Origin of the sequence: Microbacterium keratanolyticum (genome assembly GCF_016907255.1) — a bacterium.
Classification (GTDB): domain Bacteria; phylum Actinomycetota; class Actinomycetes; order Actinomycetales; family Microbacteriaceae; genus Microbacterium; species Microbacterium keratanolyticum.
Genome location: NZ_JAFBBQ010000001.1, coordinates 383783 through 398299, shown reverse-complemented (window position 1 = coordinate 398299; position 14517 = coordinate 383783). Strand labels below are relative to the sequence as shown.

14 protein-coding genes are annotated in these 14517 nt (G+C 67.8%); 11 read left to right on the top strand and 3 right to left on the bottom strand.

Going from position 1 to position 14517, the window contains the following annotated elements:
- Positions 1 to 2 precede the first annotated feature (2 nt).
- Positions 3 to 866, top strand: coding sequence for an LmeA family phospholipid-binding protein (locus JOD62_RS01975; protein WP_204937659.1), 864 nt, complete (start codon positions 3 to 5; stop codon positions 864 to 866).
- A gap of 6 nt (positions 867 to 872) precedes the next feature.
- On the opposite strand, the gene JOD62_RS01970 is transcribed toward JOD62_RS01975, so the two are convergent.
- Entirely contained in the window at positions 873 to 1886 is a 1014-nt protein-coding gene (locus JOD62_RS01970) for a YihY/virulence factor BrkB family protein (RefSeq protein ID WP_204937658.1), read from the bottom strand.
- A 142-nt stretch (positions 1887 to 2028) separates the two neighbouring features.
- On the opposite strand from JOD62_RS01970, the gene lysA reads away from it, so the two are divergent.
- The 6 genes from lysA (at position 2029) to JOD62_RS01940 (ending at position 9438) form a co-directional block, all read left to right on the top strand.
- Positions 2029 to 3462 carry a diaminopimelate decarboxylase gene (gene lysA, locus JOD62_RS01965; RefSeq protein WP_271171589.1) on the top strand — a complete coding sequence of 478 codons (1434 nt, stop codon included), beginning with the start codon at positions 2029 to 2031 and terminating at the stop codon, positions 3460 to 3462.
- Positions 3459 to 4763 (top strand): homoserine dehydrogenase, encoded by a 1305-nt coding sequence (locus JOD62_RS01960; RefSeq protein ID WP_204937656.1) that lies wholly within the window; start codon positions 3459 to 3461, stop codon positions 4761 to 4763. The genes lysA and JOD62_RS01960 overlap by 4 nt, the downstream gene beginning before the upstream one ends.
- A gap of 1 nt (position 4764) precedes the next feature.
- Positions 4765 to 5721, top strand: a complete 957-nt coding sequence (gene thrB / locus JOD62_RS01955; protein ID WP_204937655.1) for a homoserine kinase — start codon at positions 4765 to 4767, stop codon at positions 5719 to 5721.
- Positions 5722 to 5882: 161 nt separating this feature from the next.
- The gene (rho, locus tag JOD62_RS01950) at positions 5883 to 7871 is read left to right on the top strand and encodes a transcription termination factor Rho (RefSeq protein WP_204937654.1); all 1989 of its coding nucleotides are present in this window, start codon (positions 5883 to 5885) and stop codon (positions 7869 to 7871) included.
- A 23-nt stretch (positions 7872 to 7894) separates the two neighbouring features.
- A complete protein-coding gene (gene prfA / locus JOD62_RS01945; RefSeq protein ID WP_204937653.1) occupies positions 7895 to 8977 on the top strand; it encodes a peptide chain release factor 1 in 1083 nt (360 codons plus the stop codon).
- A 59-nt stretch (positions 8978 to 9036) separates the two neighbouring features.
- Positions 9037 to 9438 carry a phage holin family protein gene (locus tag JOD62_RS01940; RefSeq protein ID WP_204937652.1) on the top strand — a complete coding sequence of 134 codons (402 nt, stop codon included), beginning with the start codon at positions 9037 to 9039 and terminating at the stop codon, positions 9436 to 9438.
- A gap of 3 nt (positions 9439 to 9441) precedes the next feature.
- Here the strand turns inward: JOD62_RS01940 and epsC are convergent, their stop codons facing one another.
- Together epsC and cysK are read right to left on the bottom strand one after the other, a co-directional pair.
- Positions 9442 to 10011 (bottom strand): serine O-acetyltransferase EpsC, encoded by a 570-nt coding sequence (gene epsC, locus JOD62_RS01935; RefSeq protein WP_204937651.1) that lies wholly within the window; start codon positions 10009 to 10011, stop codon positions 9442 to 9444.
- Positions 10012 to 10014: 3 nt separating this feature from the next.
- Positions 10015 to 10953: a cysteine synthase A gene (gene cysK / locus JOD62_RS01930; protein ID WP_204937650.1), complete on the bottom strand. Its 939-nt coding sequence runs from the start codon at positions 10951 to 10953 to the stop codon at positions 10015 to 10017.
- Positions 10954 to 11079: 126 nt separating this feature from the next.
- Between cysK and prmC the strand changes: the two genes are divergently transcribed.
- Genes prmC through JOD62_RS01910 form a run of 4 tightly spaced genes read left to right on the top strand, consistent with a single transcriptional unit; the run spans position 11080 to position 14403 of the window.
- A complete protein-coding gene (gene prmC, locus JOD62_RS01925) occupies positions 11080 to 11958 on the top strand; it encodes a peptide chain release factor N(5)-glutamine methyltransferase (RefSeq protein ID WP_204940014.1) in 879 nt (292 codons plus the stop codon).
- Positions 11959 to 12017: 59 nt separating this feature from the next.
- Entirely contained in the window at positions 12018 to 12701 is a 684-nt protein-coding gene (locus JOD62_RS01920) for an L-threonylcarbamoyladenylate synthase (protein ID WP_204937649.1), read from the top strand.
- Entirely contained in the window at positions 12698 to 13861 is a 1164-nt protein-coding gene (locus JOD62_RS01915) for an MraY family glycosyltransferase (RefSeq protein ID WP_204937648.1), read from the top strand. Before JOD62_RS01920 ends, JOD62_RS01915 begins: the two co-directional genes overlap by 4 nt.
- Positions 13858 to 14403: a hypothetical protein gene (locus tag JOD62_RS01910; RefSeq protein ID WP_204937647.1), complete on the top strand. Its 546-nt coding sequence runs from the start codon at positions 13858 to 13860 to the stop codon at positions 14401 to 14403. The genes JOD62_RS01915 and JOD62_RS01910 overlap by 4 nt, the downstream gene beginning before the upstream one ends.
- The last annotated feature ends 114 nt before the right edge of the window (positions 14404 to 14517 follow it).

The following is a 14517-nucleotide window of genomic DNA, read 5'->3' as shown; positions in this document are numbered from 1 at the left end:
CGGTGGGTGTCGGCGATACGGAGCGCTATCCGGAGTTGAGCGGCCAGGACCACCCGACGGTGCCGCTGCCTCCGGTCGCGGAGCAATCTTCGGATGCGACGCCGGCACCGTCCACACGCACGCGCCGGCGTTGGCCATGGGTGCTGGGCGTGGCGATCGTCCTCCTCGCCGGAGCCGTCGTCGGGGCGGAGTTCCTCGCCCGCGGGCTCGTCACAGACACGATTCGCGCCGAAGTCCTCAAAGCCATGTCGCTGCCCGACGATCAGCAGCTCGAGGTCGATGCCCGCGGCATCATGCTGCCGCAGCTCATCGGGGGCAGCCTCGACGATGTGCGCCTCTCATCAGACAGCGTCTCCTTCGCCGGGCTGACGGGCGCCGTCGACATCGAGGTGAAGGGTGTGCCCCTGCGTGGTGGCCCTCTGCAGAGCGCCACGGGAAGTGTGCGCCTTGATGAGTCGCAGTTCACGACCCTGGTGGCGAAGGCGGATCTGCCGATGGTCGAAAAGATCGATGTGGATGCTCCGAACGTCACAGCGCTCGGGAGCTTCTCGCTCTTCGGGGCGCAGATCCCACTGTCGCTTACCCTCGTTCCGGGCGTCATCGACGGGGACCTCACGGTCGAACCCGTCTCCGCGACCGTGGCCGGGGCAGAGTTCGACATGCGCCAGCTTCGTGATCAGTTCGGCTCGATCGCTGACGGTCTCACGGAGACGCGCCGCATCTGCATCGCGGATCAGTTGCCTGCGGGCATCCGGATCACCGATCTGGATGTGCAGGGTGATGACATCGTCGCCTACCTCAGCGCCGACGGCGAGATCGCGAGCGATCCTGCGCTCCGTGCGAACGGCACCTGCCCGGCCCGCTGAGCACGCCTATTTCTTCGCAAGAGCAGCGCGCGCCGCGTCCCGCTCTTCTGTCGCTGCTTGCACCATCCGGTGTGCACGACGCAGGCGCCTCTCTTCCATCGAGGTCGCAGGTGCGGCGCCAGGATGCTCATGATCCTCAGCGGCGACGATGATGTACGTGTTGGCGATCAAGATGACCTGCGCGGACAGATTCAGCCACAGCAGGAGCGCGATCAGGGTCGCGAAGGATGCGAGCAGCGGATTGCTCGCGGCACCGCCGACGAACAGGTTCGACAGCTCTTGGAGCACGAGCAGACCGGCCGCGCCCATCAGGGACCCGGCCCAGAGCGAGCGTGCGGGCGACCGTACGCCAGCGAGGAGAACGAAGATGCCGGCGATCAGCGCCGTGTCGAGCGCATAGACGATCACGATTCCGGTGAGGCGCGTCACGATCGCGACGGCAGGATCGTCGGGGGATGCGCCCCACCAGCCCGCCACAACCGATGCTGCCCGGGTGCTGACCAGCGTCAATGCCGCGGCGAGGACGAACGCGATCGCGATTCCCACGGCGAGAGCGAGGTTGCGCAGAAGCGCCCACAGCCAGAAGGTGTCATCCGCGAGCCGCCCGGAGAGGGTGCGCAGGGCCGAGCGGAGCGCACCGATCGCACCGAGCGCTGCGCCGACGAGTGCCGCGAGCGACAGGACACCGGCGACCGACAGGCTCTCCACGGGAAGGCGGATGCTGCGCGGATCGATCAGCGCATCGTCGCCGGTTCCCAGGAGGCCCGGAACCGAGGCATCCACCGCCGCGACCAGGGCGTTCAGTGCTTCGGGAGAACCGGCAAGCCAGAGCCCCGCGACGGAGAAACCCAACAGAACGGCCGCGAACACGCTGAACAAGGCGCGGTAGGTGATGCTGTCTGCGAGCTGCGGGCCCCCGCGTTCGAAGTACAGCAGCACCGCACGAACCAGACGTAACCGCAGGGCGGTCTTCACCGCCGCATCGGAGATGCGAAGCCACCACGCGCGCGATTCAGCCATCCATTCGAGCGTAGCCGCACTCGCCGACGCTGTCTCCTGCAACACAAGCTCATGTGCGTCGGGCGGGCGCGAGGGGTGCTCTAGAATTCAGGGAACTCGGCACGAACGTCTCGCCGAGAACTTCCCCCACGATTGGTGCTCTGTGCTCTCCGCTTTGCCCGACGACGCTCTTGCCCCCCACTGGCTCCAGGTTCCTGACGACGCCAACGATCTGCCGGCAACGGTCTGGCCGGCATCCGCTCAGCGCGACGCCGACGGTGCGCTCGCGATCGGCGGCGTCGGGGTCGCCGAGCTGCGGACGAAGTACGGCACCCCGCTGTACGTTCTCGACGAGACCGAGGTGCGCGCGCACGCCCGGGGTATGCACGATGCCCTGCGTGGTGCCGCTCAGGCCCACGGCACCGATGCCCGGGTCTACTACGCAGGCAAGGCCTTCATGAGTGCCGAGGTCGTCCGCTGGGTCACCGAAGAAGGACTCTGTGTCGACGTCTGCAGCCGCGGTGAGCTCGAGACGGCTCTCGCCGGGGGAGCAGACCCTGCCCGCATGGGCTATCACGGCAACAACAAGCGCGTCTCCGAGCTGGAGCGCGCGATCGAGGTCGGCATCGGCGCGATCGTCGTCGACAGTGCGATCGAGATCGAGCGCATCGCGGCCATCGCTGCGCGACGCGGCGTGGTGCAGCGCGTGTTCGTCCGAGTCAACACTGGCGTGCACGCCGAGACGCACGACTTCCTCGCGACCGCGCACGAAGATCAGAAGTTCGGCGTCCCGCTGGACGCGGCGCCGGTGTCGGTCGCCCGGATCCGCGAGATCCCGAGCCTTGAGTTCGGTGGCATCCACTGCCACATCGGCTCTCAGATCTTCGGGGCCGCGGGCTTCGTCGAATCAGCCTCGCGCGTCGTCGAGCTCTACGCGACCCTTCTCGCCGGTGGTCCCGTGTCCACCCTGAATCTCGGTGGCGGTTTCGGCATCGCCTATACCCGGGTCGACCAGCTGACGCCGTTCCCTGAGCTCGCCTCCGCAGTCGTCGACGCGGTCGCACGCGAGTGCGAGGTCCGCGGACTTCCGCTCCCGGAGCTCGCCTTCGAACCCGGACGCTCCGTCATCGGCCAGGCGGGCGTGACACTCTACGAGGTCGGCACGACCAAGAACGTCTCGCTCGGCGAGCGCGGCGATCGTCTGTACGTCAGCGTCGACGGCGGCATGAGCGACAACGCTCGCCCCGCGCTCTACGGCGCCCAGTACTCCGCACGCATCGCCTCGCGCACGAGCGACGAGGTGCCCGCCCTGGTGCGCGTCGTCGGCTCGCACTGCGAATCCGGTGACATCGTCGTCGACCACGAGTACCTGCCCGGTGATGTCACCCCGGGCGACCTGCTTGCGGTGCCGGCGACTGGCGCCTACTGCTACTCGCTCTCAAGCAACTACAACCAGGCGCCGCGTCCCGCCGTCGTCGCCGTGCGCGACGGCGAGGCCCGCGTCATCGTCCGCGGCGAGACGCTCGAAGACGTCCTCGCACGCGACCTGGGCATCGCCCCGGCACCCGGCACTCGCGCCGGAGAAGGAGAAGCATGACCGAGCAACGCACCCTCCGAGTCGCCCTCTTGGGCGCTGGTTCCGTCGGATCCCAGGTGGCACGGCTTCTGCAGGAGCACGCCGATGATTTCGCCGAGCGCAGCGGCGCGCGGCTGGAGCTCGCCGGCATCCTGGTGCGCGATCCGGATGCTCCGCGCGACGTGCCGCTTCCTCGTGAGCTCCTCACGACCGACGCGGAGTCGCTCATCCTCGGTGCAGACATCGTCATCGAGCTGATGGGCGGCATCGAGCCTGCGCGCACCCACGTGCTCGCCGCGCTCCGCTCCGGCGCGGATGTCGTCACCGGCAACAAGGCGCTTCTCGCCACGCACGGCGCCGAGATCTTCGAGCTCGCCGATCAGGTCGGTGCATCCGTGTCGTACGAGGCCGCGGTCGCGGCCGCCATCCCGATCATCCGTCCGCTGCGCGACTCGCTCGCCGGTGACCGCATCGTGCGCATCTTCGGCATCGTCAACGGCAGCACGAACTTCATCCTCGACAGCATGGACCGCCAGGGCCTGTCGGCAGAAGAGGCGCAGCGCATCGCGACGGAGCTCGGCTACCTCGAAGCCGATCCGACGCTCGACCTCGAGGGGTACGACGCCGCGCAGAAGGCCGCGATCCTCGCGAGCCTCGCGTTCCACACGAGCGTCGAGATCGACGACGTGTATCGCGAGGGCATCTCCGACGTCACCGCCGACATGATCGAGGACGCGCGCCGCGCGGGTTCCGTCATCAAGCTGCTCGCGGTCTGCGAGCGCATCGCGGATGCCGAAGGCGAGGCGATCTCGGTGCGCGTGTACCCGGCGCTCATCAGCCGTGAGCACCCGCTCGCGAGCGTTCACGGCGGAAACAACGCCGTCTTCGTCGAGGCAGAGGCAGCGGGCCCGCTGATGTTCTACGGCGCAGGTGCGGGTGGCGTGCAGACAGCCTCCGCCGTGCTGGGCGACGTCGTCTCGGCGGCCCGTCGGCACATCGCAGGCGGTGTCGGTGTGGGCGAGACGCCCCGCCAGAGCCTGCCCACGGCACGAATCGGGCGCATCACCACGCGCTACCAGATCACGCTCGAGGTCGCCGACCTTCCGGGCGTGCTGGCAACTGTCGCTGGCATCCTCAGCGAAGAGCAGGTCTCCGTCGCCACCGCGATGCAAACGGTCGAGAACGCAGGCGACGCCACCGCGCGCCTGGTGATCGGCACCCACCAGGCAACGGAGCAGGCTCTCAGCGACACGGTCACGCGCCTCGCGGAGAGTTCTGTGGTCACGCGCGTGGCATCGGTGCTGCGCGTAGAAGGGGAGTGAAATGAGCCCAGCGGCTCCGATGATCGGCCGGAGCGTCGCCGTGCGCGTTCCGGCGACCAGCGCCAATCTCGGCCCGGGATTCGACACACTCGGTCTCGCGCTCAGCATGTACGACGACGTTCTGGTGACGGCATTGCCGCATCCGGGCGTCGAGATCGAGGTCGAGGGCTCCGGCGCGGAGGAGATCTCTCGCGACGCGTCGAACCTGGTCGTGCGCTCGATCGCGCACGTCTTCGCCGACGTGAAACGCGAGATGCCCGGCATCCGCCTCGAAGCGGTCAACGGGGTACCGCACGGTCGCGGACTCGGATCGTCCGGTGCGGCCGTGGCCGCGGGTGTGCTGTCCGCGAAGGGGCTGCTCGCCGGAGACGTCGAGCTCAGCGATGACGACCTGCTGCGCTTCGCGACCGAGCTCGAAGGACACCCCGACAATGTGGCTCCCGCGCTCTTCGGCGGACTCACGATCGCCTGGATGGGCGACGACGGGTTCCCGCAGCACAAGAAGCTGCTGGTGCACCGCGGAGTCTCGCCGCTCGTCCTCGTCCCCGGATACACGATGTCCACCAAGGCGGCGCGCAGTCTGCAGCCTCTGCAGGTGCCGCGAGAGGACGCGGTCTTCAACCTCTCGCGATCTGCGCTGTTGATCGCGGCGCTCACGCAGAGCCCCGAACTGCTCCTGGATGCGACGGCCGACCGCCTGCATCAGGACTACCGTGCCTCGGCGATGCCGGAGACCCATCGTCTCGTGCAGGCGCTGCGGGCGCATGGTTTCGCGGCGGTCGTCTCGGGTGCAGGACCCAGCGTGCTCGTGCTTGCGGATGGCCCGGGGCAGCGTCTCGAAGCGGCGCGTGTGGCCGATACGGTCACCGACACTCCCTGGGAGCATCGAATGGTCGCCGTCGATGTGCGGGGTGGTACAGTAAAGAACCGAGCGGAGGCTTCTTCGTCACGATCGTGACTCGGCCTTCATCGCACTCTGCGACACCCGCACCTTCCGTCCGGCTCTTCGAGCCACGATGGCATGCGCTGACTGTTCTATCCGGCGCGTGAAATCGTGCGGCCGCGCGCAGCAATCTCTGCGCGTCATGCTCATACCCACGACTTACAAGAGGAGTACTCGTGGAGACAATCTCCGAGACCCAGAACGAATCTCAGACTCCTGCCGCTGAGGCAGCAGAGACCAAGGCGCCGGCGCGCAAGCGCGCTCCGCGTCGCGCGACTACGGCCTCCACCGAGGCTGCGGCCACCGAGGCCGCGCCCGCTGCTGCCGCGCCGGCGGCGGATGCCCCCGCGGCCGAGGACGCACCCAAGGCGAAGGCCCCGCGTCGCGCGCCCCGTGCGAAGAAGACCGATGACGCTGAAGCCCCGGCAGCTGAGGCGCCCGCCGAGGCCGCCGCTGAGGAAGCACCGGCCAAGGCACCTCGTGCCCGCAAGACCCGCGCCACCAAGGCCGCCGAGGCCACGGCTGAGGCTCCGGCCACCGAGCCGGCGCCCGAGGCGCCTGCCGCTGACGCTGACGCCGAGCCGAAAAAGCGTCCCGCGCGCAACGCCCGCGGTGCGAAGAAGACGGATGCGCCGGCCGCAGATGCCGCCGCAGACCAGGCAGCCGATAACAGCAGCACCGAATCGTCGAACTCCGACGCCAAGAACGACACCACGGCACCCGCTGCCGGCGGCGACGACAGCGCGTCGGGCGCAGAGTCCGACGGCGAGGAGTCGACCGGCCGCAGCCGCAGCCGCAGCCGCAGCCGCAGCCGCAACCGCAACAGCGGTGGCAACGGCAACGGCCAGCAGAACAACGAGAGCGGCCGTCAGGGCGGTGCGCAGGACTCGTCCAACTCCGATGACGAGGGCTCCGGCCGTGGCCGTCAGCGCAACAAGCGCCGCGGTGGCGGGGCATCCGACGAGTTCGAGACCGAGATCGGTGAGGACGACGTCCTCATCCCGATCGCGGGCATCCTCGACGTCCTGGACAACTACGCCTTCGTGCGCACGACCGGTTACCTGTCGGGCCCGAGCGACGTCTACGTCTCGCTCGGCCAGGTCAAGAAGTACAACTTGCGCAAGGGCGATGCCGTGGTCGGCGCCATCAAGCAGCCCCGTGAGGGCGAGCAGCAGGGGCGCCAGAAGTACAACGCTCTCGTGAAGGTCGACTCGGTCAACGGCCTCTCCGTCGACGACGCCGCTACGCGCGTGGAGTTCGGCAACCTGACGCCGCTGTACCCGCAGGAGCGCCTGCGCCTGGAGACGGCACCCGAGAAGCTGACGCAGCGGATCATCGACCTCGTCGCTCCCATCGGCAAGGGCCAGCGCGGCCTCATCGTCGCACCGCCCAAGGCCGGTAAGACGATCGTCCTGCAGCAGATCGCGAACGCGATCGCGCAGAACAACCCCGAAGTGCACCTCATGGTCGTGCTCGTGGACGAGCGCCCCGAAGAGGTCACCGACATGCAGCGCACGGTCAAGGGTGAGGTCATCGCCTCGACCTTCGACCGTCCGGCAGAAGACCACACCACGGTCGCTGAACTCGCCATCGAGCGGGCCAAGCGCCTCGTGGAGCTCGGTCGCGACGTCGTCGTGCTCCTCGACTCGATCACCCGCCTCGGTCGCGCCTACAACCTGGCGGCTCCCGCCTCGGGTCGCGTGCTCACCGGTGGCGTCGATGCCTCGGCGCTCTACCCGCCCAAGCGCTTCTTCGGAGCCGCGCGCAACATCGAGAACGGCGGATCCCTCACGATCCTCGCGACCGCGCTCGTCGAGACCGGCTCCAAGATGGACGACGTGATCTTCGAGGAGTTCAAGGGCACGGGCAACAGCGAGCTCCGTCTGTCGCGTGCGCTGGCCGACAAGCGGATCTTCCCCGCGGTCGATGTGAACGCATCGAGCACGCGCCGCGAAGAGATGCTGCTCTCGCCCGACGAGGTCAAGATCACCTGGAAGCTGCGTCGCGCCCTCGCAGGCCTCGACCCGCAGCAGGCACTCGAAGTCGTCCTCGGAAAGCTCAAGGAGACGCAGTCGAACGTCGAGTTCCTCGTGCAGATGCAGAAGTCGATCCCGACGCCTCCCGCGACCGGGCACAGCCACGGTCACGAGAACAGCATCCGCTGATCGCGCGCTGATCGGGATCCCTCGTGTTCGAATCAGTCCAGGCTCTTATCGCAGAGCACAAAGAGGTCGAGAAAGAGCTCTCCGACCCCGAAGTGCACGCTGATGCGGCGCGCGCCAAGCGCGTCAATCGTCGGTACGCCGAGCTGAGCAAGATCGTCAAAGCGCACGAGGACTGGATCGCCGCCGGCGACGATCTCGAGGTGGCGCGTGAGCTGGCGCGCGACGACGAGTCGATCGCCGAGGAGATCCCCGCACTCGAAGAGGGGCTGCAGGCGGCACAGGAGAAGCTGCGCCGCCTGCTGATCCCGCGGGATCCGGACGACGCGCGAGACGTGATCCTGGAGATCAAGGGTGGCGAGGGCGGCGCGGAGAGTGCGCTCTTCGCTGCCGATCTTCTGCGCATGTACATCCAGTACGCCGCGTCAAAGGGGTGGAAGACCGAGCTCCTGGAGCGCAACGAGTCCGACCTCGGCGGCTACAAAGACGTGCAGGTCGCGATCAAGGGATCCTCGTCCGACCCCGCTCAGGGAGTGTGGGCGCACCTCAAGTACGAGGGTGGCGTGCACCGCGTGCAGCGTGTCCCCGCGACCGAATCGCAGGGGCGCATCCACACTTCGACGACCGGGGTGCTCGTCTTTCCCGAGGTCGACGAGCCCGAAGAGGTCGCGATCAATGCGAATGACCTCAAGATCGATGTCTATCGTTCGTCTGGCCCCGGCGGGCAGTCCGTGAACACCACCGACTCCGCCGTGCGCATCACGCACCTGCCCACCGGCATCGTCGTGTCGATGCAGAACGAGAAGTCGCAGCTGCAGAACCGCGAGGCCGGGATGCGAGTGCTCCGTGCGCGCATCCTCGCCCGCCAGCAGGAAGAGTTGGATGCGGCGTCATCCGCCGCACGCAAGTCGCAGATTCGGGGCATGGATCGCTCCGAGAGGATCCGCACCTACAACTTCCCGGAGAACCGCATCGCGGATCACCGGACCGGCTACAAGGCCTACAACCTCGACCAGGTGATGGACGGTGCTCTGGACCCGCTCATCGAATCGGCGATCCGCGCCGACGAAGAGGCGCAGCTTGCCGCGATCGGCTCTGACGACAACTGAGGTCCGTCCCCGCGCGCCGTCCGTGACAGGCGGGGGAGCGCGCCGCTAGGCTCAGCCCTGTGATCACCTTCCTTTTTCGCACTCTGATCCTGATCGTCTCGGCTGGGCTCGGACTCCTCGCGGCCGACCTGCTGCTCGACGGGTTCACAATCGAGTGGGACAAGTGGTGGGGCTTCGTCATCTGCATCGTGATCTTCACCGTGCTGCAGAGCGTGCTGGCGCCGTGGATCACCGTGATGGCCAAGCGCTATGCGCCGGTGCTGCTCGGCGGCATCGGCATCATCTCCACGCTGGTGTCGCTGATCGTCGTCGTGCTGCTGCCGATCGGCGGTCTGCGCATCTCGGGTGCGCTGGCGTGGATTCTGGGCGCGGTGATCGTGTGGGTGGTCACGGCTCTCGGCGCGATCCTGCTGCCGCTGATCTTCCTGAAGAAGAAGGTGGAGGAGCGCCGCGAGCGCTGAGCCTCAGATGGCGTAGTCGGGCACGGTCAGCAGGGCGACCGTGTCGTCGTCCGGCTTGCGGGTACGTGCCTTCGCAGGGATTCCAGTGAGGACTGCCCCTTCCGGTGCGTCCTTCGTCACGACCGCGTTCGCGCCGACCATGGCGTCGTCGCCGAGCACAACGGGCCCGAGGACTTTCGCTCCGGCGCCGATCATGACCCGGTCGCCGATGGTGGGGTGCCTCTTGCCCGCAGAGCGCTGGCGACCGCCGAGAGTCACGCCGTGGTAGAGCATCACGTCGTCGCCGATCTCCGTGGTCTCTCCGATGACGACGCCCATGCCGTGGTCGATGAAGAACCGTCGGCCGATCTGGGCGCCGGGGTGGATCTCGATTCCGGTCAGCCAGCGGGTGATCTGCGATCCCAGCCGCGCCGGGAACCGCAGACCACGCCGCCAGAGCGCGTGATTGACGCGATGCGCCCAGATCGCGTGCAACCCGGGGTACAGGACCGCGACTTCGAAGCCAGTGCGCGCGGCCGGATCGCGAAGTCGTGCCGCAGCAACGTCTTCGCGCATTCGCGCCAGCAGTGCCAAGTGTCAGTCCTCGCGGAGGTCCTCGAAGAGAGCGGTTGAGATGTAGCGCTCCCCGGTGTCAGGAGCGACGACGACGATCGTCTTGCCGGCGTTCTCCGGTCGGGCCGCGACTGTCAGAGCCGCGGAGACGGCGGCGCCGGAGGAGATGCCGACGAGGAGGCCTTCCTTCGCGGCGAGGTCGCGGGCGACACGCAGCGACTCGTCGAAGTCTGCGGTCACGATCTCGTCGATGACGTCGCGGTCGAGGATCGCGGGGACGAAGTTCGGTCCGATGCCCTGGATCTTGTGCGGGCCGGGGGTGCCTTCGCTGAGGACGGGGGAGTCCTTCGGCTCCACGGCGATGATGTGCACGCCGGGCTTCGCGGCCTTCAGCGCGCTGCCGACGCCTGTGACGGTGCCGCCGGTGCCGACGCCCGCGATGAAGATGTCGACGTCGCCGTCGGTGTCGCGCAGGATCTCCTGAGCGGTGGTCTCGCGGTGGATCTGCGGGTTGGCGGCGTTCTCGAACTGGCGGGCCCAGACGGCGCCCGGGATCTCCTCGACGAGGCGCTTCGTCTCTTCGATGGCACCGGACATGCCCTTGGTGGGGTCGGTGAGCACGAGCTCAGCGCCGAACGCCTTGAGCAGGACGCGACGCTCCTTGGACATCGACGCGGGCATCGTCAGGATCACGCGGTAGCCACGCGCCGCACCGACCATCGCCAGGGCGATGCCGGTGTTGCCGCTGGTTGACTCGACGATCGTCCCACCGGGCTGGAGTTCGCCCGACGCCTCTGCGGCGTTGATCATGGCGATGCCGATGCGGTCCTTCACGCTGGAAGCCGGGTTGTAGGACTCGAGCTTGACCAGGACGGTGGCGCCCAGTCCTTCGGTCACACGGTTCAGGCGCACCAGAGGAGTGTTGCCGAAGGCCGTCGTGATGTCGGAGTGAATGCCTGCCATGGAAGTGCCTTTCGGGTACGTGCGCCGGACGCGGCGATGCGGGACTGTCGTGCCGGATCAGCCTAGGCGAGCCGCCTTTCAGAGGGGCGAATATGACGCCAAAATAAGCGGTCGCTAGGCTGAGTAATCGTGCCATCCTCCTCAGACACTTCTCTTGCAGCCCTTCTCCGCGGCGTCGCGCAGCGCCTGAGCGAGGTCGGCATCGTCGACGCGTCCGTCGACGCGGAACTGCTCGCAGCGCATGTGCTCGGCATGTCCCGCGGCGGAGTCCAGGCCGCGATGATCCGCGGCGACGTCATGACCGAGACGGATGCTGCGCGACTGACGGCGCTGGTCGACCGCCGTGCTGCCCGCGAGCCGCTGCAGCACATCACCGGCGTCGCGGCGTTCCGGCATCTCGAACTCGCCGTCGGCCCCGGCGTCTTCGTCCCGCGTCCGGAGACGGAGGTGGTCGTGCAGTACGCGATCGATGCGCTGCAGGCGGCAGCATCCGCGGATCCGATCGGGATCGACCTCGGCACGGGCAGCGGGGCGATCGCCCTGGCCATGGCGACGGAGGTGCCCCACGCCCGGATCTTCGCTGCGGAGCTCTCACCGGACGCTTTCCCGTGGGCGTCGCGCAACACCGCGGCGGCGGACAACCTCACTCTCGTGCACGCCGACCTCGCGTCCGCGTTCGACGAGCTCGAGGGGCAGGCCACGGTCGTGATCTCGAACCCGCCGTACGTTCCGGATGCCGCGATTCCGCGCGATCCGGAGGTGCGCCTGTTCGATCCGGCGATGGCGCTCTACGGCGGACCCGATGGTCTGGACATCGTGCGTGTGCTCAGCACGCGGGCGCAGTTCCTGCTTCACGGAGGCGGCACCCTCGTCCTGGAACACGGTGAGTTGCAGGGGGAGGCGATCCGGGCCATCCTCGACGCGGACGGCTGGCTGGCGACGGCCACGCATCGTGACCTCACCCAGCGTGACCGCGCGACCACCGCGATCCGTCCGCCCCGCTGATGGCCCGAAGCGCCGCGCGCAGCGCGCTCCGAGGCCGCCCCGCGTAGAATGGCGTCGCCATGTCCTCTGTCTTCGACTGCCGTGACGCAGATCAGCTCCTCACCGGATTGCGCCATGCGCGCCAGGCCATCAGCCGGGGTGAGCTCATCGTGCTCCCCACCGACACCGTCTACGGGGTGGGCGCTGACGCCTTCAACCCCGCCGCCGTGCAGCGACTGCTTGACGCGAAGGGCCGCGGTCGCAACCAGCCACCGCCCGTCCTCGTGCCGGGGCGCGCGACGCTGACGGCGCTCACCGAGTCGGTCCCCGAACCCGTCGAGCGGCTCGTCGAGGAGTTCTGGCCCGGAGGGCTGACGATCGTGCTGCCCGCGCAGCCGTCTCTGATGTGGGATCTCGGCGACACCCAGGGAACCGTGGCTGTGCGCATGCCCGACCTGCACGCGACGCTCGAGCTGCTCGAAGAGACCGGTCCGCTTGCCGTGTCCAGCGCGAACCTCACCGGACGCGATGCAGCGATTGCCGTGACCGCGGCGAAGCAGATGCTCGGTGAGAGCGTCTCGGTGTACCTCGACAACGGGCCGAGCGCCACGGGCATTGCATCCACCATCGTCGACGCCACCTCACTGGTGCGTCCCGGGGGAGAAGACGCGAAGGTGCGCATCCTGCGCCTCGGAGCAGTGAGCCGCGATGAGCTTCACCGCGTTCTCGGTGACATCCTCGAGGCACCGGACGAGCCAGCGTGAAGCAGTATCTCTTCACGATCATCCTGACGGCCGCGATCACGCTGGCGATGTCCTGGGGCGTCTGGCAGCTCAGCCTGCGCTTCAAGCTGTATCCCGGGATCCGTGAACGCGACGTCCACACAACTCCGACGCCGCGCCTGGGCGGTGTCGCCATGTTCCTGGCGATTGCCGCCGCGTTCGGCGTCTCTGCGGCGCATCCGTTCTTCAGCAACCTCTGGGCCCGGCCTGAGACGATGTGGGCGATCCTCAGCGCCGCGCTCCTGATCGCCGTGATCGGTGTGATCGACGACCTTCTCGACGTCGACTGGATGATCAAGCTCGGGGCGCAGTTCCTCGCCGCGGGCCTGATCACCGTGGTCGGCGGCCTCCAGATCCTTTCGCTGCCGCTCGGCGAGCTCGTCGTGGGCTCGAGCTGGCTCAGCATCGTGATCACGATGTTCGCGATCGTGATCGTCATGAACGCGATGAACTTCATCGACGGTCTCGATGGACTCGTCGCCGGTGTGGCACTGATCGCCAACGGCGTGTTCTTCGCCTACTCCTACATGCTCGCGCGTGACACAGGGGCGAGCAGCTACTTCAACCTCGCTTCCTTCCTCGCCGCGGTGCTGATCGGCGCCTGCATCGGCTTCCTTCCGATGAACTGGAGCCCGGCGAAGCTCTTCATGGGGGACTCTGGCGCCCTTGTGCTCGGACTGCTCATGGCGACATCCGCCGTGGCCATCACCGGCGAGGTCAACCCGACCATGCTGAACGCCGAGGAGTTCGGGCGCTCCCAGCTGCTCGGTGCGTTCATCCCGATCCTGCTTCCTGTCGCAGTGGTCCTGTTGCCACTGCTCGACTTCGGGCTCGCCGTGCTCCGCCGGATGGGAGCGGGGCGCTCTCCGTTCTCGCCCGATCGCAAGCACCTGCATCACCGGATGCTGGATCTCGGCCACCGTGATCGCGACGCCGTCCTCATCTTCTATGCATGGACCGCGGTCATCTCGATCGCGGTGCTGCTGATGTACCTCGGTACGCGGGAAGCGTGGATCGGCGACTACTTGCCCGGTGTCGCCTTCGGAGTGGTGGGCGTCGCTGCCTGCCTCGTCGTCACCTTCCTTCCCTCACACGCCTCGCGACCTGCCCGGTCGCGGACGACAACGCAGGAGTCTGCATGAACGCCACGTCCACCAGCCCCGTCACGAGCACGCCGATCCTGCGGCGGACCCTGCTGTGGAGCGCGGTAGCCACCCTGGTCCTCGCCGTCGTCGGCGCCATCCTCGGAGTGACTCTCGCGGGGACTCCAGGGCTCTTCAGCGCGCTGGCCGGCATCATCCTGGCCGCGATCTTCCTCGGGATCACCGGCATCAGCATCCTCATCGCGAACCGGTGGTACGGCGATGCGCTCTATGTGCCGATCTTCTTCGGCGCGGTGCTCGGGGGATGGCTGCTGAAGTTCGTGCTGTTCCTCGTGGTCCTGTTCGTTCTGCGCGGGCAGGACTGGATCCACCCTCTCGTGTTCTTCATCGCCGTCGTCGTGAGCATCCTGGTGACCCTGGTGATCGACGTGGTCGTCCTGACGCGCAGTCGTCTGCCGCACGTCAGCGATGTCACGCTTCCGACAGCGGAGGACCTCGCTGCGGCCTCTGCCGCGGATGCCGCCGAGCAGCCGCATACGATCGAGGAAAGCGAGCCGAAAAAGCCCTCGCTCGGTTCGTGAGCACGCTGAACGTTTGCTAGGCTGAACTTGTTCCCGCTGGCAGTGTGCCGGACCTTCGTGTGACAGCGCCGCCGCGGACGACTCTCATCCGCCCTTCGCTCCGACTTCGTTCGG